16 protein-coding genes are annotated in these 19,524 nt (G+C 40.3%); 6 read left to right on the forward strand and 10 right to left on the reverse strand.

The window, feature by feature from the left end; all coding sequences use genetic code 11:
- Positions 1-3: 3 nt before the first annotated feature.
- The gene (locus tag D1013_RS11670; protein WP_121849002.1) at positions 4-876 is read left to right on the forward strand and encodes a sterol desaturase family protein; all 873 of its coding nucleotides are present in this window, start codon (positions 4-6) and stop codon (positions 874-876) included.
- Between the two features lie 59 nt (positions 877-935).
- Here the strand turns inward: D1013_RS11670 and D1013_RS11675 are convergent, their stop codons facing one another.
- The 7 genes from D1013_RS11675 to D1013_RS11710 form a co-directional block, all read right to left on the reverse strand.
- Positions 936-3,155 (reverse strand): TonB-dependent receptor, encoded by a 2,220-nt coding sequence (locus tag D1013_RS11675; protein WP_121849003.1) that lies wholly within the window; start codon positions 3,153-3,155, stop codon positions 936-938.
- Positions 3,156-3,641: 486 nt separating this feature from the next.
- The gene (locus tag D1013_RS11685) at positions 3,642-3,944 is read right to left on the reverse strand and encodes a DUF6787 family protein (RefSeq protein ID WP_121849005.1); all 303 of its coding nucleotides are present in this window, start codon (positions 3,942-3,944) and stop codon (positions 3,642-3,644) included.
- A 25-nt stretch (positions 3,945-3,969) separates the two neighbouring features.
- Entirely contained in the window at positions 3,970-4,428 is a 459-nt protein-coding gene (locus tag D1013_RS11690; protein ID WP_121849006.1) for a DUF6146 family protein, read from the reverse strand.
- 104 nt (positions 4,429-4,532) lie between these two features.
- Entirely contained in the window at positions 4,533-5,153 is a 621-nt protein-coding gene (locus D1013_RS11695) for a DUF937 domain-containing protein (protein WP_121849007.1), read from the reverse strand.
- Between the two features lie 97 nt (positions 5,154-5,250).
- Positions 5,251-6,201, reverse strand: coding sequence for a D-2-hydroxyacid dehydrogenase (locus tag D1013_RS11700; protein ID WP_121849008.1), 951 nt, complete (start codon positions 6,199-6,201; stop codon positions 5,251-5,253).
- A 49-nt stretch (positions 6,202-6,250) separates the two neighbouring features.
- Complete coding sequence (gene serC, locus D1013_RS11705; protein WP_121850703.1) at positions 6,251-7,315, reverse strand: 3-phosphoserine/phosphohydroxythreonine transaminase; 1,065 nt, start codon at positions 7,313-7,315, stop codon at positions 6,251-6,253.
- Positions 7,316-7,445: 130 nt separating this feature from the next.
- A complete protein-coding gene (locus tag D1013_RS11710; RefSeq protein ID WP_121850704.1) occupies positions 7,446-8,486 on the reverse strand; it encodes an acyl-CoA reductase in 1,041 nt (346 codons plus the stop codon).
- 108 nt (positions 8,487-8,594) lie between these two features.
- Here D1013_RS11710 and D1013_RS11715 point away from each other — a divergent pair, with 108 nt between their 5' ends.
- Positions 8,595-8,948, forward strand: coding sequence for a 4Fe-4S dicluster domain-containing protein (locus D1013_RS11715; protein WP_121849009.1), 354 nt, complete (start codon positions 8,595-8,597; stop codon positions 8,946-8,948).
- Between the two features lie 73 nt (positions 8,949-9,021).
- Here D1013_RS11715 and D1013_RS11720 read toward each other — a convergent pair whose 3' ends face one another.
- The gene (locus D1013_RS11720) at positions 9,022-11,700 is read right to left on the reverse strand and encodes a TonB-dependent receptor (RefSeq protein WP_121850705.1); all 2,679 of its coding nucleotides are present in this window, start codon (positions 11,698-11,700) and stop codon (positions 9,022-9,024) included.
- Positions 11,701-11,823: 123 nt separating this feature from the next.
- On the opposite strand from D1013_RS11720, the gene ychF reads away from it, so the two are divergent.
- Positions 11,824-12,918: a redox-regulated ATPase YchF gene (ychF, locus tag D1013_RS11725; protein ID WP_121849010.1), complete on the forward strand. Its 1,095-nt coding sequence runs from the start codon at positions 11,824-11,826 to the stop codon at positions 12,916-12,918.
- Positions 12,919-12,922: 4 nt separating this feature from the next.
- Here the strand turns inward: ychF and D1013_RS11730 are convergent, their stop codons facing one another.
- Together D1013_RS11730 and D1013_RS11735 are read right to left on the reverse strand one after the other, a co-directional pair.
- Positions 12,923-13,213: a chaperone modulator CbpM gene (locus tag D1013_RS11730; RefSeq protein ID WP_121849011.1), complete on the reverse strand. Its 291-nt coding sequence runs from the start codon at positions 13,211-13,213 to the stop codon at positions 12,923-12,925.
- 1 nt (position 13,214) lies between these two features.
- On the reverse strand, positions 13,215-14,117 hold the full coding sequence (locus D1013_RS11735; protein ID WP_121849012.1) for a DnaJ C-terminal domain-containing protein: 903 nt from the start codon (positions 14,115-14,117) through the stop codon (positions 13,215-13,217).
- Between the two features lie 249 nt (positions 14,118-14,366).
- Here D1013_RS11735 and D1013_RS11740 point away from each other — a divergent pair, with 249 nt between their 5' ends.
- From D1013_RS11740 to mscL, 3 genes are read left to right on the forward strand one after another with little or no spacing between them, the layout of a single operon-like run.
- Positions 14,367-16,229 (forward strand): DNA topoisomerase IV subunit B, encoded by a 1,863-nt coding sequence (locus D1013_RS11740; RefSeq protein WP_121849013.1) that lies wholly within the window; start codon positions 14,367-14,369, stop codon positions 16,227-16,229.
- Between the two features lie 25 nt (positions 16,230-16,254).
- Positions 16,255-18,990: a DNA gyrase/topoisomerase IV subunit A gene (locus D1013_RS11745; RefSeq protein ID WP_121849014.1), complete on the forward strand. Its 2,736-nt coding sequence runs from the start codon at positions 16,255-16,257 to the stop codon at positions 18,988-18,990.
- 6 nt (positions 18,991-18,996) lie between these two features.
- Positions 18,997-19,428 carry a large conductance mechanosensitive channel protein MscL gene (mscL, locus tag D1013_RS11750; RefSeq protein WP_121849015.1) on the forward strand — a complete coding sequence of 144 codons (432 nt, stop codon included), beginning with the start codon at positions 18,997-18,999 and terminating at the stop codon, positions 19,426-19,428.
- Positions 19,429-19,524: the final 96 nt, after the last annotated feature.

Here is a 19,524-nt window from a genome sequence, read left to right on the forward strand (position 1 = left end):
ATTTTGGAGAAGTATATCGATGCTTTTTTAAAGGGATTCAATGGTACTTTGAATTGGACGTACAAGTCCATACTCTTCGAAGTACCTTGGTATACCAACTATTTTTATGGTGTTATTCTGTTGTCATTAGTAGTTTGGATTTTGGAGATAGTCTTCCCATGGCGAAAGAATCAAGGCATTTTTAGAAAGGACTTTTGGCTTGACACAATCTATATTTTCTTTAACTTTTTCATTTTTGCCATCGCTATAGGCGGCGTTTATAAAGTGCTGGAAACATTCTTCTTGAGTGTCGGGGTTTCCATGAATAGTTTAGCTATAGTAAACACCGAATCTTGGCCCGTTTGGCTTCAGCTTTTTGTCTTTTTTATCGTGTTGGATTTTGTTCAGTGGTTTACCCATATACTACTTCATCGGTACGAATTTCTATGGCGTTTTCATCAAATTCATCACAGTGTAAAAGAAATGGGCTTTGCGGCACATATGCGTTTCCATTGGATGGAAAACGTACTTTATAAACCCCTAAAAACCTTTGGGATCATGATTTTAGGTGGGTTTGAACCAGAACAGGCCTACATAGTTCATTTTATGGCGATTGCCATCGGGCATTTGAACCATTCGAATATTAAATTGACTTGGGGGCCTCTAAAATATTTTTTCAACAATCCGGTCATGCATCTTTACCACCATGCTTATTCTTTACCTGAAAATCACAGGTACGGAGTGAATTTTGGTATAAGCCTTAGTTTGTGGGATTACTTATTTAAAACCGATTTCATTCCCGAAGATAGTGGTCTCGTGCCTTTAGGATTCGAAGGAGATGAAAAAATACCCCAAAGTTTTTGGAAGCAACTTTTTTACGGCTTCAAAAAATCTTAGCAAAATATAGAAATCACATAGGAAACGGACCGTGGAGATCCATTTCCTATGTACTGTCCTTAAAAAGGTAGACTGACCCCCAGATTGATATTTCTACCGATATTACCGATATCATCAACTTTTAGTCTTGAGAGATGAGATATATAGTCTTTATCGAAAAGGTTGTTGCCGCTAAGCCTAATATCTACAGGCTGTTCAGAGATGAAAATTCTTCCTCCTAACCCAATGCTGAATAGGGCATACGATGGCGTTGTTGTTTCGAACTCACTCACATTATTCTGCTCGAAAACCGATTTTAGAGTAGCAAAGGCATAACTCGAAGGCAACCATGAAGTTCCCTTGTTGAATTCTGTTCTAAGTGTGTTCGTCCAGCTGTTGGCCGGTATCAACGGTAAATAGTTGTCATTATCTAGTTTTCCGGTAACGCTTTCAAAGCTACTTTCAATATGCAGCCAATCGAGTGGGTGCGGGTGAAAATGCAAACCTACTTCACCTCCATATAATTTGGCGTCTTGTTGTTGGTAAACGAATACGAAATTGCCATCGATATTGTCTCCGTTGGGCTCAATAAAAATATAATCGTTTACGACATTATAAAAACCATTGACGAAGACCTCTACATGCTCATTCTTATACTCAAAAGAGACATCGGTCTGAATATTTTGTTCGTTGGTCAAGTCTTGATTTCCTATTTCGTATCGGTTCGTACCTTCATGAACACCATTCGAGGTAAGTTCAGGAAGATTTGGGGCCCTGAAGCCGGAAGCTAAATTGATTCTCCCCGTTATATTAGAAAGAAATTCCCATTTATAACCCAAAGCGGCATTGATACTGTTATAGCTATTATCCAATTCTTCAATGTAACCCTCTTCCCCTACAATACCGGTCTCATCGCCGGTAATAGAGCGTGTATCGTACCTTAAACCGAGTTGCAGATCGCTATTGTTCTTAAAATGGAGGTGAGAGGTAGCAAATATTCCGAAATCAGTGGTATTCGCGTCCGGTATTAAGACTTCCTCCCCTGAATTACTGTTCTTCTGGAACATACCTTGGGTGCCTACGATTGTTTCCCAAAGGCCCCATTTCGGTAAATGGTATTGAATATTGTAATTTATGGTTGACAAATCCATATCCAACGCAGCTCCTTCTTCGCCTTCTTCAAATTCTTTTCTGTTATTAAAGGTGTAACCAAGAATCGCCTCCAAACTCGATTTGTCAAAAAAGAAATTGGATTTAGAACTGACGATATGGTTATTGATCTCTTGATAAGGCGATTGAGGGGTTCTTTCATTGGTCTGTTCCCCAATTTCTTCAGGTATACCAAGCTTTAGCTGATTATAATTATATCTGATATCAGTCTTAAAGTTGACCGCTTGGTAGGCCACACCGGTTTTAAGGTCATATTCACCGAAACGGGTATTGGTAACGCTTAAATCATCGCCCGTATGATAATCGGCATGGCTGGCATAACTACCTCTCACTAAATATTTGAATCGGTCGCCGGATGACTTAACACCCGCATTGGCAGCAATTCCATTGGTATTGGTGAAATAATTGATGTTTACATCGCCCTCCGTCTGTCCTGCAACGGCGAACTTTTCTGGGTTCAGGTAAAGAACGCCGCCTAAGGCATCGGAGCCATACAAAAGAGAAGCAGGGCCCTTGATAACCTCTACGCTTTCGATACCTGCATCACTGATTCCCAGACCGTGTTCATCACCAAATTGTTGATTTTCTAAACGAACGCCCTGAGTGTAAACCAAAACGCGGTTCGAGCTCAAACCCCTGATGACCGGTTTACCGATACCCATACCTGTGGAAAGGTTCTCGACTCCAGGCACATTGGTAATTCCGTCAGAAAGGGTTACCGCCCCTTTTGTTTTAAGCTCACTAACCGAAGCTCTTTCTACTTTCATTACATTTTCGCGTTGCAATTTGTGAAATGGGGTAGATACGATTACCTCTTCCATTTCAATAGCACTTGGGAATAACGTAATGTTCAATTCATTGGTGCCTTCACTGATTACGGTGGTTTCGGAATAGGTTTGATACCCCATGTACGCCACGATAACTTTAAAGTTACCTTGGGGAAGGCCATTTATAGTGTAGTTGCCATTTTCATCGGTAACACTGCCTTTTTCTAATTGGGGGAAATATATCTGAACGGTAAAAAGAGGTTCATTTTGGTCGGCACTTTTAATAGTGCCTGTTAGTGAGTTTTGTGAAAAACCCATATTGCAGAGTAAGGCAAAGACAATTGCCACATACATATTTTTCATACTTCGTATGATTGAAAGTAATTTTTTAACTAAAGGAATTTAAATCTTAATAAACGTGAAGAGTGGGAGGCCCCCTAAGAACAAAGTGAAGCTTTTGAAATTTGCTTAGGAAAGTATAAGATGATAAGATGTTTTGAGTACCTGATTTTACTCTTAGTGGTAGTTCTTGAAAGAACAAGGTTGGTGATTGAGGAGAAAAATGAAATTTGAAAAAGTCGCAGTTTAACTCCGCCTCATGCACATGTAAATTCCCATTTTTATCACAATCACGGTATTCATGCTCGTATACGGCATGAGCCAATTTGGTAATAGAGGGTGTAAGAATCGAAAGCACTAAAAATAGGCTTGCCAAATAGCTAATATGGCGCATTCGTTCTTGCATCTGGCAAAAATAGTGAATTGCAAACAGAGACCTGTTCTCTATCAACCTTTTTGGCAAATTGATAGGTAAGGCTTGTTAAATTGGCTTATCGATAAATAAGTGGCTTATTTAAAAAGAAAACCAAGGCCCATTCTACTTAGCATTTTCTTTTCAAAATTCCAGAAAAAACGAAACTGGCCAAAAAGCCAACCGAAAAATACCAGAAGTACTTGATATATCGGAAAAATCAAAAGGATTCGCGCCGTCCAGTATAACCAAGATGCGGTCGAGGCACGATGTAAGCCAATAAACTCACATAGGGGCTCGGCCAATTTTGCCGCACTGGAACCTGTGATGGCAAAAACAATGAAGATAATCGCAATTTGAAAGTTAGAGTCTATGCCCCAACGTTTTTTAAGCTTTTCCATAAATTTAACCCGGCAAATATACTAATCAAATTCGAGGAACAAAAGGGCCAAGTCTCTGATTGTATTTGCGTTGAAAGTAAATAAAGTAATTATATAATTTATAATTCACTTCATAGCCATAGTCGATATTTGGATTATAATCGATTTGCCATTCATAGAGACTAGGGGAGTAGCGCATAGGTTGCAAAACCCTCTGATTGTAATTAATCACATAAATCTGGTTTCTATTCTCTAGAAAAGATTGGGAGTAATACCCTTCGGGCCGTGCAATACTTTGCAACCAGAAGTTGAAACCAGGTTCTATGATAATGATTTCATATTCAGTACTATCACTGGAAATTTCGACGGTATCGCCGACCTTTTGATCAAACGCCATTTGTTCTTTATCGGAAACATCTACCGCTTGCTTGGTTCCGGTACAACTACCGGTTATCAAAAGGATAAAAAAGCACATTCCCCCTAAGAATAACATCATCTTTTTCATAGCACTGTAATTTATTAAGGTCTATCGCAATTTTCGTTCCACTTTAAGGTACAAAAAAAGCCACTTGTTTAAGAAGTGGCTTTTTAAAATTGTTGGAGTAGGGGCTATTTGCCGAAAAGACCACCTAAAAGACCTCCAATACCTCCTTTTTTTCCTCCAAGAGCCATTGCGGCTACGTCGTCAAGAATGCTTCCATCGCCGTCAGAATCCAAGAAGGACTCGATTAAAGATTGTTGTTGATTACCACCCATTAAACCTCCTAATAGATTGCCTATACCATTGGAATCATTGATGTTTTGCTGTCTGGTCTGTTTGCCGAGGTAACCCATTAAGATAGGTGCTGCCACTTTTAAAATAGTTGCTACCGAACCTGCATCCATTCCTGACTTTGCACTTAACGCCGATTCAACTTGAGCCTGCTTTCCACCCAGTACATGACCTAATATACCGGCACCATCGTTCATTACCGACTCGTCAACCCCACCGCCTAATAGGCCACTTAAGTTATCGAGTATGCTGCCGTCATGTTTACCGGAAAGTGCCCCCATTAAACCTTGAGCACCTTCAGGGGTTGCGGCATTCTTTTTCATTGCACCCATGAGTACGGGCAAAGCCATGCTTAATACGCTACCTGTTTGGTCGGTCGATTGTCCGGTCTGTGCGGCTGCACCACTTATCAATTGTTTGCCCATTGGGCTGTTGAGAATATCCAATAATCCTGACATGTGTTTAGTGTTTTATAGTTACTGCTTACAATGTACAAAAAAACTTGTTGTAGCAGGTGAAGCTCTTGGGTAAAAACCCAATCTACACGGCCTTTTCTTATTTAAGTAAAGTAATGATCTGATCTGCAAGTTCGGCTCCTATCCTGGTTTGGGCTTCACCTGTTGCAGCCCCAATATGTGGGGTCATAGATATTTTCGGATGCATCAAGATTCTAATTTCAGGAGTAGGTTCCGACTCAAAAACATCTAGACCGGCAAAGGCTACCTTACCACTTTCTAGCGCATCGACCAAAGCTACTTCGTCAAGAACACCTCCACGGGCCGCATTTACAATTCCCACCCCATCTTTCATTTGGGAAAATTCTTTTTTACCGATAACGTATTCCTTTTGGGCAGGAACGTGCAATGAAATGAAGTCTGATTGAGAAATAACCTCCTCCTTACTCATTCCTTTTAAAGGAAAGCTTACCGATTGTCCATCATAAAATTCCACGGCAATTTCCGTTTCGGTTATAAAAGGATCAAAGAAAACAACCTTCATGCCGACACCTAATGCTATTTTGGCGGTTGCACGACCAATTCTTCCGAAGCCTATGACACCAAGGGTCTTACCCCGAAGTTCGCTTCCGGCGGCATAAGATTTTTTAAGCTGTTTGAACTTACTATCGCCATCTAGTGGCATGTTGCGGTTGGCATCGTAGAGAAATCGAACACCGCCATATAAATGCGCGAAAACCAGTTCAGCAACGGAACCTGATGATGCAGCTGGGGTATTGATGACGAACAAACCTCTTTGCCTGGCATAATCGACATCAATATTATCCATACCAACGCCCCCTCTACCGATAAGTTTTAGATTGGGGCAGGCATCTATCAATTCTTTGCGAACCTTAGTGGTACTGCGCACCAAGAGGGCTTCAATAGAATTTTCATTGATAAAATTTTTCAATTGCTCTTGTGCCACGGTAGTGGTCAGTACTTCAAAGCCCGAAGCTTCGAGTTTGTCAATACCCGACTGGGCTATACCATCGTTAGCCAAAATTTTCATGATGTTCTATATTGGTTTGCTGAAAGGCCTTGATAACAAGGCCCAGTTTTTATGCTTTTCTTTCTAATTCGCTCATCACATCTACAAGAACACCCACGCTTTCTAGGCTAAGGGCATTATACATAGAAGCTCTGTAACCACCAACAGATCGATGCCCATTGATTCCGTTAATGCCCGCCTCTTTGACCATTGCATCAAAAGATTCTTTTAACTTCTCATCGACCAGATTAAAGGTGGCATTCATGTTGGAGCGATCTTCTTTTTGAGCAAAGCCTTCGAACATTGGGTTCAGGTCAATTTCTGAATATACCAATTGGGCTTTTTTGTCATTGATCTCTTCAATAGCCGCAATTCCTCCTTTGGCTTTTAACCATTCTAACGTAAGCATTGAGGTGTACACCGCAAATACAGGAGGGGTATTGAACATACTTTCTTTCGAGATATGCACTTGGTAGTCTAACATAGAAGGTATTTGCCTTGTTACCTTACCTAGAATTTCTTCTTTAACTACAACCAATGTAGCTCCGGCGGGGCCCATATTTTTCTGTGCTCCGGCATAAATCAAATCAAACTGAGAAAAATCTAGTTGACGTGAAAAAATATCGGAACTCATATCGCAGACCAAAGGAGCTTCTGTCTTTGGGAATTTTTTAATCTGTGTTCCGAAAATAGTATTGTTCGATGTCAAGTGAAGGTAATCCAATCCGTCGGGCACAGAATAACCTTTTGGTATGTAGTTGAAGTTCTCATCTTTTGAAGAGCCTACCTCTATAATCTCACCGAACATTTTTGCCTCCTTAATAGCTTTGCTACTCCATGTTCCGGTATTCAAATAGCCAGCCTTTTTCTCCAATAGGTTGTAGGCGGCCATTAAAAATTGAAGACTGGCGCCACCTTGAAGAAAGAGGGCTTGATAGCCTTTGCCTTCTAAATCTAAAAGTTCAAGCGCCAAGCTTCGTGCCTTATCCATTACCTCGACAAAATCTTTGCTTCGGTGTGATATTTCAATTAGCGATAGACCTGAATTATTGAAGTCCATAACGGCTTCTGAAGCCTTTAACAATACTTCTTGAGGTAAAACACAAGGGCCAGCACTAAAGTTATGCTTTTTCATAAAGATGTAGTTTACAATTGAAACCGCCATATATGGCTGTTATGCCAAATCCCCCAGCGGTTTTGAAATTAAGAGGTTAAAGTTCATCAATTTTGAAGAAACCTAAGCTATTGATCGAGTAAAAATTCAATTAGGTTTTTAACAGGAAATCAACAGTATCTACATTATCGGCATAATCGGAAAGGCCGGGACGTTGGGTTTCGCCAAAAGCAACCTCATTTTCAATAATTCCTTTAGAAACTATGCACTGTAATTGATCACTTTCTTCCTTCAGTTTCATCTTCAAAACTTCTAAATCTTCATAAAATTCATAGAAAAGAGATGCAATAGGTGAGGCATAGGTTTCATCTTGCTTTAAGATGATAAAGCCGTTATCAAGAATCTTGAATTCAGACATTAAATACACCGCCTTATTATAATCATAATTATTGGCATATTTGTTTTGATGTATGATTTTGTTGTAGGAATACAGCGCCTTAAATAGCTGGTCAAAATCATACCCTTTAGGAACAAAAATTTTCGATACGCTTCGGCACCCAAGACCATAGTATCTAAAAATATCTTCACCAAGTGCGTTAAGTTGTGCCGTGGTCTCATCGCCGCTCAAAACAGCAATTGAATTTCTGTTCTTTCTTATGATGTGTGGCCCTTTACCAAAATAATGTTCAAAATAGCGAGATGTATTATTACTTCCTGTGGCAATTACAGCATCAAAATCAGATAATTGTCCCTTTTCAAAAACAATGGATTTTTGAAGTTCAGGTTCCAGATAAACTAGGTAATCCCTTATAAATGAAATCAAAACATCGTCATTGGAAGATAGCTTGGCAATTACCTTATTACCGGTGAGTAAAACGCTTATAAAGTCATGAAAACCGACCAGTGGTATGTTACCTGCCATAATCAGTGCCACTGTTTTATGCCTGTTTTGCGTTAAATCATATTCACTTAGCCAAAGGTTTAAATTCTCTTCGGTAAGTAAATCGGCCCATCCACTAAGGGCAAATAAGACATTATCCCTCGTAAACCAACCATTTTTATGCTTGGCCAAATCAATGGCAGCATCTAATTTTTCAAACCAAGGGTCATTTTTAGACTTTGATTGACAAAAATCACTTAAAAACTCGCCAAGTTTAACGAAAGCAATAAATGTTTTGTGATGGTCGTTCATATATTTGCGATAAACAGGTATAGGCTGTACCTTTGTTTTAAACAAATGCAAAAGTAAGCATACTGTAACAAACAGGAAGCTGAAGTTAAACAGTAAGAAAATTAAATTATGGCAATAGTTATTACCGATGAATGTATCAATTGCGGGGCTTGCGAACCGGAATGCCCCAATACCGCCATCTACGAAGGAGCAGATGAATGGCGTTACTCTGATGGTACTTCTTTGGAGGGAGATGTAGTTTTGCCAAGTGGTAAAGCGGTAAATGCAGACGAAGCCCAAGAACCCATTAGTGATGAGATCTATTATATATCACCTGATAAATGTACCGAGTGCATGGGCTTTCATGAAGAGCCACAATGTGCTGCCGTATGTCCAGTAGATTGTTGCGTACCTGATGATGATCATGAGGAAAGCGAGGAAACCCTACTGGCCAAACAAGCGTTTATGCACCCAAACGGATAGGCTCAGGGAATATATTAAAATTAAAAACCGGACAATGTCCGGTTTTTTTATGTCTTGATTTTATTTGGAATGTTTAAAAGGAGAAAGCCATCTGGGCATAGTAGTAGGCACCCCCAAAGCCCATTTGAACGGCATCCCAATAACCACCGCCTTCTACCCAATCATCTTGTTGGTCTGGGTATTCATTGAAAAGGTTGTTGGCGCCTATCTGTAATTTTACATCTTCACAAATTTGATAACCCAAGACCAGATCGGTAATCAATTTGGGGTTGTAGCTATCGGTAGCTGCACTGAGTTTGTTGGCAAAACTACCATAATCGGCAGTAGCCTCATACATTTGAAAATCCAATAGTTCTATACTGCTAAAGCGGGTAAATGCCAAACCAATATCAAACTTGTCCCTTGCATAATTTAAATTAAGTGCCAGCTTGCTTTCAGGTGCGGATGCCAATAAAAATGCCTTATCACGTTCACCGAAGAAGGTTTCCGCATCCAAACTACCATTGTTAACATTGGTAATCTCCATGCTATTTAAGTTTCCGGTAAAGGTGGCCGACAAGCTACCATTATCGAGGTTCTTTTTCCATGAAAGAACAATGTCAAGACCCGCAGTTTCGGTGTCGACACCATTAACAAAGAATTGGGCCGCAGATACGCCAGGAATGTCGTCGGTCGCAAAATTGCCCGTTAAAACAATCCTATCCTTTACATTAATATAATAACCATCGACCGTTGTGGTGAAATTGCCGAAAGTACCGGTAAAACCAAGGCCCGCATTAACCGCTTTCTCTTCATTTAGCTGATCGATACCGAAAGAGGCGGTAACAGGACTGTTATTCGGACTAAGTAACTGGTCAACAGCATCACCCCCGATAAAGTTGGTAAAACGTAAGTTGTAGTATATCTGGGCTAGGGAAGGAGCTCTAAAACCTGTACTTACAGAACCTCTGATGTTTATATTTTCCGATGCTTTTAACCTAGCTGCTAACTTACCGTTGATGGTACCACCGAAATCACTATAATTCTCAAATCGCGCGGCGGCACTCAACAAGAATGTTTCCGAGAGGTCAAATTCACCATCTGCATACAAAGAGAAGTTACTTCTGCTTCTATCGACCTCATTTGATGGTCCGTAACCGGGAAAACCCTGTGAGCCCCCAGGTCTAGCAACTTCTTCACCATCAATAATTATGGTAGGTTGGTTTTGTGTTGCCGGATTCGTAATCAGCAATCCGTTTTCATCAAATGTTCCGTAAGAACCTGGCTCCCCAGAAAAAATGATAAAATTCTCCGTTCTATATTCAGCACCAAAAGCAAGGTTCATACCTTCCATTACATCTTCATAATATTTTGAGAAGTCTAGATTGACCGTATTCTGGCTAAGACTATGCCCACCTGCATCAAAATCGGTAGGAGATGCTTCTTCTAGGGAAGCGTTCAAGGTACCTTTGATGAAGTAGTGAAAATTATTCTTTCCGTAAGTATTGCTCACATCAACTTTCCACCCGTTTTCTAGCTCCGTTCTAAGACCTGCAGCAATCGAATGGTCAATAATGTTTGATGTAATTCGCGGGTTGAACCCGTTCGGATAAATAGCTGTAACGACGCGTTCACCGCCATTTCTGGTAAAAGCATACGCATCGGTATCCCTATAATTTCTTCCTCCAAAAGCATATATTTCAGTGTTTTCAGTTACCGGGTAGGCAGCATTGACCATGAGGTTAAAACCTTCAACGGCCGCTTCACCAAAACCTCTTCTGAAATCGAAACCGGGTCTTAGGGTCTTATTCTTATTGATGTATTCGGTAGTAAAGTTGGCATAGCCTTTTTCGCCCAGGCCTACGCCGTAATTGATTGCAGCTTTTAACGAACCACCATCAAGACTTTGGTCATCTCCGATTTGGTTTCCATCGACATCGGTATCTAATCGGTTACCATCGGTATTAGGGGTTCCCGCAGGAAATTCTCCTTGGGCGTTCGTATTGTAAGCGCCATAACTGATATTTCCGGTAACGCCGTCTGTTTTATCTTTCAATACAATATTGATTACACCGGCGATGGCATCAGAACCATATTGGGCAGCAGCTCCGTCACGAAGAATTTCAATCCTTTTAATGGCAGCTACGGGAATGGTATTAAGGTCGGTACCGGTATTACCTCTACCTTTTGTTCCGAATATATTGATCAATGATGATTGGTGTCTTCTTTTTCCATTGATCAAAACCAATGTTTGATCAGGACCAAGCCCCCTAAGGGTGGCAGGGGTAATATGGTCTGCACCATCAGAACCTGATTGTTTGTTCGCATTAAATGAAGGTGCAGCATACTGTAACAGTTCGTTTACCTCAATTTTACCACTTTGGGTAGCTACCTCGCTAATGTCGATAACATCTACAGGCACGGCGGTATCGGTAGAGGTTCGTTTGGGGCTTCTTGAACCTACCAGCATCACTTCATCCAATAGAACGCCTTCGGTCATTTGAACATTCAATTCTGTCTGCCCTTGTACGGTCAGTTCTTGTGTGTTAAAACCGATATAACTAAAGATTAGTACGGCATCTTCTGAAACATCGATCGAGTAATTACCATCGAAATCGGTGACGGTACCATTAGAAGTGCCTTTTTCAAGAATGTTGACTCCTGGCAGAGGCTCGCCATAGTCATCTGTAACAGTGCCCGATACAGAATTTTGACTGTAAGCGGAGGCACTTAAGAATAGGGTTAAAATCAATAAATAAAGTGTTGATTTCATAGTGTTCGAGTTTAGGTTAATACCCCAAGGTACTACTATTCGTGTTAAAATATTCATAGTATAATTAAAACTTTTAAACACTATCTTTGCGCCCGAATTAGAAGAATCTCTCAATTAAACCTTATGAAAGCAGGTATCGTAGGATTGCCAAACGTGGGTAAATCTACCCTATTCAATTGTCTATCGAACGCAAAGGCGCAAAGCGCAAATTTTCCTTTTTGTACCATAGAACCGAACATTGGTGTTGTAAACGTACCTGATAGCCGTTTAGAGAAATTGGAATCTTTGGTGAACCCTGAAAGAGTGATTCCGGCAACCGTAGAAATTGTAGATATTGCCGGTTTGGTAAAGGGAGCCAGTAAGGGAGAGGGTTTAGGCAATCAATTCTTAGGTAACATTAGAGAAACCGATGCCATTATTCATGTGCTTCGCTGTTTTGACAATGACAATATTGTGCACGTCGATGGTTCCGTGAACCCAATTAGAGATAAGGAGACCATTGATATGGAGCTTCAGCTAAAAGACCTCGAAACTGTTGAGAAAAAACTGGATAAGGTGAAACGTGCCGCCAAAACGGGAAATAAAGAGGCTCAAAAAGAAGAATCTGTTCTACTGAAATTAAAGGATGGTCTTGAAAGTGGCGTTTCTGTGCGTGCCATTGATATTGATAAAGAACTACGCATTGAGTATGTAAAACCACTTCAGTTTATAACTGACAAACCGGTCATGTATGTTTGTAACGTTGATGAAGGTGCGGCTGCTAGTGGTAACGATTATGTGGAAGAGGTGAAAAAGAAGGTGGCCGATGAAAACGCAGAAGTAGTTGTTTTGGCCGTGGGGACCGAGGCGGATATTACGGAGTTAGAAACTTATGACGAGCGACAAATGTTTCTTGAAGATCTAGGTTTGGAAGAGCCTGGGTCTGCCAAGTTGATTAGAGGCGCTTATCGTTTGTTGAATTTAGAAACCTATTTTACGGCAGGAGAAAAAGAAGTTCGTGCTTGGACTATTCCCATTGGTGCTACTGCACCTCAAGCTGCAGGTGTCATTCACACCGATTTTGAAAAAGGGTTTATACGTGCCGAGGTCATTTCTTATAGCGACTATGTTTCTTTTGGTAGTGAGACCAAGGTGAAAGAGGCAGGAAAAATGAGGGTTGAGGGTAAGGAGTACATTGTGAAGGATGGAGATGTCATGCACTTCAGGTTCAACGTGTAGTCTCTTATTCGTAAATTCTTAATTTATCTTTTAGGTTCTTAATTTCCGATTCCATTTGCTGCATTCGTTTTAGCATATGGTTAAGGGCATCGATGCCTTCTAAATTGATGCCAAGTTGATGGTGCAAGCGATTTATACGTTCTATTTCAGGAATGTCATCGGCCTCAATGTAAATTTCCGTTTCAATCGTTCTGCATTCGATAAGGCCATATTCGTGAAGTGAACTAATAAACGTGTCAGAAATTTGAGTGGTTTCACAATAATGTCTTACTAAAATATAGTTATCGGTATTCATTTTATCTCAATTTAGATAGTTCGGTAAATAATTGTTTCTCTTCTGCGCTTAGGTTCTTAGGTAGATTAACCTGATAGGTAAGGTAGAGGTCTCCATAACTAGCCTCTTTTTTATAAATAGGCATTCCTTTTCCTTTCAATTTTACTTTGGTGCCATTTTGGGTCTCCGGTTTAACATGAAGTTTAACGGCACCGGTCAAAGTATCGACCTGAATTTCACCGCCTAATAAGACTTTGTACAAATCAATGTCAATGGTCTTGAACAAATCATTGCCTACACGTTGAAAACCGGTATTGTTCAAAATTTCAAAAGTGATGAACAAATCTCCTTTGGGTCCACCGTTCATACCCTCTGCACCGTACCCTTTAATTCGTATGGTTTGTCCGTCTTGAACTCCGGCAGGTATTGTCAATCTGATTTTTTTGTCCCCAAGGTCAATCGTCTGTTTCTGTGATGAAAGAATATCAGTTAGTTGAAGTCTTAGGGTAGCATTAAAATCTTGTCCTTTAAATTGATAAGTGCCTCTACCCCCAGTTCTACTATAACCACCTCCGCCGAACATCGATTCAAAGAAATCGGAAAAATCACTATCGGAATAACCTCCCGTATTTCGTTGTGAACTTCCGCCAAATCCACTTTGAGAGGCATTTCTTTTATTAGCTTCTTCGAAAGCATCGGCATGCTGCCAATCTTTACCATATTTGTCGTATTTCTTTCGTTTTTCGGGGTCGCTCAATACCTCATTGGCCTCGTTGATTTGTTGAAATTTCTGTTGTGCTTCCTTGTTATCAGGATTTAGGTCAGGATGATACTTCCGTGCCAATTTTCTATAAGCTTTCTTGATTTCTGCATCACTGGCCTTCGTGTCAATCCCCAATATTTTATAATAATCGATAAATTCCATTAGGTGAAATTATTGAATAACAGGTTTAAAGTTAGAGATGAAAAAGAATTTGTACTCGTACAAAGTTGGCATATTCACTGCTAAAAAATCAACCATATTCAACTAAAATTTAACTTAAAAGTAGGGTGGAAAGGCCAGTAATATCAACAAACCGCTAAAATTTATTGTTAATTACTTTAACAAATAGGTGTTTTATCTTTTTAAATGTCGTATTATCTTTAGCGTTACTATTCATCCAAACCCCGCTCAATGTCCAATAACTCTCAATATACTGAAGACAACATACGCTCATTAGACTGGAAGGAACATATTCGGCTAAGGCCGGGTATGTACATCGGTAAATTGGGTGACGGATCTTCGGCCGATGACGGTATCTATATTCTTCTAAAAGAGGTTATCGATAACTGTATCGATGAGTTTGTAATGGGTGCGGGCAAGACCATTGATATTTCCATTCAAGGTACGAAAGTAATTGTTAGAGATTACGGTAGGGGTATTCCGTTGGGTAAAGTGGTCGATGTGGTGTCTAAAATGAACACCGGTGGTAAATACGACACCCGAGCGTTTAAAAAGTCCGTTGGCCTTAATGGGGTAGGTACCAAAGCGGTAAATGCCCTATCCAGTTTTTTTAGGGTTGAAAGTACGCGAGATGGCAAATCTAAATCTGCCGAGTTTGAGATTGGCGAACTCGTCAATGAAGAATTGCTCGAGGAAACTACGCGCCGAAGAGGAACGAAGGTTTCTTTTACTCCTGACGAAAACATTTTTAAGAAATATAAGTTCAGAAATGAGTATGTAGAGCGAATGCTCAAAAACTATGTTTATCTGAACCCTGGCCTGACCATTGTTTTTAATGGCGAAAAGTTCTTTTCTGAAAACGGACTTAAAGACCTTTTAGAGGACAATAACAATGTGGAAGATATTCTTTACCCTGTCATTCATTTAAAGGGTGACGATATCGAGGTGGCAATGACCCACAGTAAGACGCAGTATAGTGAAGAGTACCATTCATTTGTTAACGGGCAGCATACGACCCAAGGGGGTACGCACCAAGCGGCTTTCCGGGAAGCAGTTGTTAAAACGATACGTGATTTTTACAATAAAAATTATGATGCTTCCGATATTCGCAAATCGATTATAAGCGCCATTTCTATCAAGGTAATGGAGCCTGTTTTTGAAAGTCAGACAAAGACCAAACTGGGATCCACCGATATGGGTGGTGATTTACCAACGGTACGAACCTACATCAACGATTTTGTCGGTTATCATTTAGACAACTATCTGCATAAACATCAAGAGACTGCCGAGAAGCTACAACGAAAGATCGTACTTGCTGAAAAGGAGCGAAAAGAGTTATCGGGAATTAGAAAATTGGCTAGGGATAGGGCCAAAAAAGCCAATCTGCACAATAAAAAGCTTCGGGATTGTAGAATACACCTGGGCGATATGAAAGACGACCGACGGTTAGAGAGTACACTTTTCATCACCGAGGGTGATTCGGCTTCCGGGTCGATTACAAAATCGAGGGATGTCAATACGCAAGCTGTTTTTAGTTTGAGGGGTAAGCCTTTGAACTCATATGGCATGTCGAAAAAAATCGTATACGAAAATGAGGAGTTCAATTTGCTACAGGCAGCTCTTAATATTGAAGAGTCAATGGAAGACCTTCGATATAACAATATCGTCATCGCTACCGATGCCGATGTAGATGGTATGCACATTCGCCTTCTGCTTATTACATTTTTTCTTCAGTTCTTTCCAGAACTGATTAAAGAAGCTCACCTTTTCATTTTGCAAACACCTCTTTTTAGGGTGAGAAACAAAAAAGAGACTATTTATTGCTACAGTGATGAAGAGCGTCGGGCGGCTATTCAAAAACTTTCTGGCAAACCTGAAATTACTCGCTTTAAGGGATTGGGTGAAATATCGCCCGATGAGTTTCAACATTTTATTGGTGATGATATTCGTTTAGAACCAGTAATGTTGGACAAGGCGATGTCCATTGAGCAATTGCTCAATTTCTATATGGGTAAAAATACACCTGACCGTCAAGAATTCATTATTGAAAATCTTAAAGTAGAGGTTGATTTAGTAGAGGAAAACCAAATATAAACCAAAGACATACGTATTTTTCTGAATGGAAGAAAATGACGAACTGAACGAATCTGAAGACCAAGGTACACCTCTCAACGGTGACGAAGGTCTTGAGAGTGAAAAGGAACAAAATAGCGAAGGGTCTAAGGCGAACGAGGAAGAAGAATCGATACAAGATGATGCGCTTACTCGCGTAACTGGAATGTACAAAGATTGGTTCTTGGATTATGCCTCGTATGTAATTCTTGAACGCGCGGTACCGGCCATTGAAGACGGTTTTAAGCCCGTGCAACGTAGGATCATGCATGCGCTTAAGGAATTGGATGATGGGCGTTATAACAAAGTGGCCAATGTGGTGGGCCATACCATGCAATACCACCCGCATGGTGATGCCAGTATCGCGGATGCCATGGTGCAAATTGGGCAGAAAGACCTTTTAATCGATACGCAAGGTAACTGGGGTAATATTTTAACAGGTGATAGTGCGGCAGCCTCCCGATATATCGAGGCTAGGCTATCTAAATTTGCCCTTGAGGTAGTTTTTAGCCCTAAAATTACGGAATGGCAGCTTTCTTATGACGGCAGAAAGAAAGAGCCCGTTCAGCTTCCCGTAAAATTTCCTCTGTTATTGGCGCAAGGTGCCGAAGGTATTGCCGTAGGTCTTTCCACGAAAATAATGCCCCATAATTTCATTGAGCTGATTGATGCTTCTATAAAGCATTTACAGGGAAAACGTTTTAAGCTGTTTCCTGATTTTCCAACGGCGGGTATAATTGATGTAAGTAACTATAACGATGGCTTGCGTGGGGGCAAAATTAGGGTCCGTGCCAAGATTTCACAGCACAGTAAGAATACGCTGGTAATAAACGAGATACCTTACGGTACCAACACTTCCTCTTTAATAGATTCTATTCTTAAAGCCAACGATAAGGGTAAAATAAAAATCAAGAAAATTGAGGACAATACCGCTGCCGACGTAGAGATTCTGGTGCATATTCCGCCTGGTATTTCTCCTGACAAAACAATCGATGCTCTCTACGCATTTACTTCATGTGAAAGTTCTATCTCGCCCTTAGGCTGTATCATTGAAGATAATAAGCCTCTTTTTATTGGGGTTTCTGAAATGCTTCGTCGGTCTACCGACGCAACGGTCGATTTGTTAAGGCAAGAATTAGAGATTCAACTGGGTGAACTCGAAGAACAATGGCATTTCGCTTCCCTGGAGCGTATTTTTATCGAAAACAGAATCTATCGCGATATTGAGGAACAAGAAACATGGGAAGGGGTCATTAAAGCTATCGATGACGGATTAAGACCCTTTACCCAAAACCTTAAAAGAGCGGTAACGGAAGAAGATATTGTTCGCCTGACCGAAATTCGGATCAAGCGTATCTCAAAATTTGACTTGGATAAAGCTCAAGAAAATCTAGATAACCTAGAAAAGAAGATAGCCGAGGTCAAACATCATCTAAATCATTTGGTTGAATTTGCCATTGATTATTTTAAAAATCTTAAGGAAAAATACGGCAAGGGTAGAGAGCGCAAGTCAGAGATTAGATTATTTGAAGATATTGAGGCAACGAAAGTTGTCATAAGAAATACAAAGCTTTACGTTAACCGTGAAGAAGGTTTTATCGGCACCTCTTTAAAGCGAGATGAATATGTCACCGACTGTAGTGATATCGACGATGTGATAGCCTTCACCAGAGACGGTCAAATGATGGTCTCTAAAGTTGATTCCAAGACTTTTGTCGGTAAGGGAATTATCTATGTCGCCATCTTCAAAAAGAAAGACAAGCGTACCATCTATAATATGATTTATAAAGATGGTAAAGGTGGAGCAACCTACATCAAGAGATTTAGCGTCACGAGCATTACGCGCGATCGCTTATACGATTTAGGTCAAGGTAAGGCCGGAACAATGGTATATTATTTTTCTGGAAACCCGAACGGAGAGGCGGAAACGGTTACCATCAACTTGCGTCAGGTAGGTAGTATCAAAAAACTGAAATGGGATGTTGATTTTGCCGATGTGCTGATAAAGGGTCGAGCCAGTAAGGGTAATATCGTGACCAAGTATTCCGTGAAACGGGTTGAATTGAAAGAAAAAGGCCTTTCCACATTAAAGCCTAGAAAACTATGGTTTGATGAGACCGTACAGCGCTTGAATATCGATGAGCGAGGGGAGTTCTTAGGAGAGTTTACCAGTGAGGACAGACTTTTGATCGTGAATCAGAACGGACAGGTGAAAACTGTGATTCCGGAGCTTACCCTACATTTTGATGACGATATTATTGTTTTGGAAAAATGGCTACCTAATAAGCCTTTGTCATTGATTTATTGGGAAGGTGAAAAGGAACTTTTCTATGTAAAACGATTTTTGGTAGAAAACCCCGATAAAGACGAAAATGTACTGACCGATCATTCAAAATCTTATTTAGAGGTCATTTCCACTGATTATAGACCTCAAGTAGAAGTGGTATTTGCCAAGAAAAGAGGTCAAGAAAGAAAAGATAATTGGGTAATCAACCTTGAAGAATTTATATCGGTCAAGGGAATCAATGCCATGGGAAATCAATTGACCAAAGAAAAGGTTTTAGAAATCAATAGTCTTGACCCTCTGCCTTATGAAGAACCGGAACCGCCGAAAACGGAGGAAATTGAGGTGGTAGATGAAGAAAACGTTGACACGGCTCAACCCAAAGATTCTTCTGAAACCGACTCAGAGAATAGAAAAAACTTAGATGAAGACGGCACTCAAGGGTCATTATTCGATTAAAATAGCATGAAGAATTTTTATCAAGAGTTCAAGAATTTTGCCATAAAAGGCAACATGATAGACATGGCCATTGGTATCATTATCGGAACTGCCTTCAATAATGTAATCAATACGCTTGTCAAAAAAATTATAATGCCTCCTTTGTCGCTTTTGACAGACGACGTTAATTTTTCGAATAGAAAATATGTGCTGCAAAAGGCCGTTGACGGGGCAGAAGAAGTAGCTATCGGGTACGGTGAAATGTTTGAGGTTTTGGTCGATTTTTTTATTATCGCCCTGACCATCTTTGTCGTGGTAAAGGGTATCAACCGATTTAAGAACAAGGCCGAAGACCCTGATAATGAAGAGGTCGAAACTCCAAAGAACATCGAGCTTTTATCAAGCTTGGAAAAACTTTTGCAAGAGCAAAACGAGATTTTAAGGCAAACTAAAAAGTAGCTGATAATTCTACCATCGATTTTAGTTATCGTTATATCGAGCTAAATTCAAATCAATTTGTCTATAAGTTCTTAATATCATTATCTTAGCCGAAAT

It is taken from the genome of Euzebyella marina, from assembly GCF_003687485.1.
GTDB lineage: Bacteria > Bacteroidota > Bacteroidia > Flavobacteriales > Flavobacteriaceae > Euzebyella > Euzebyella marina.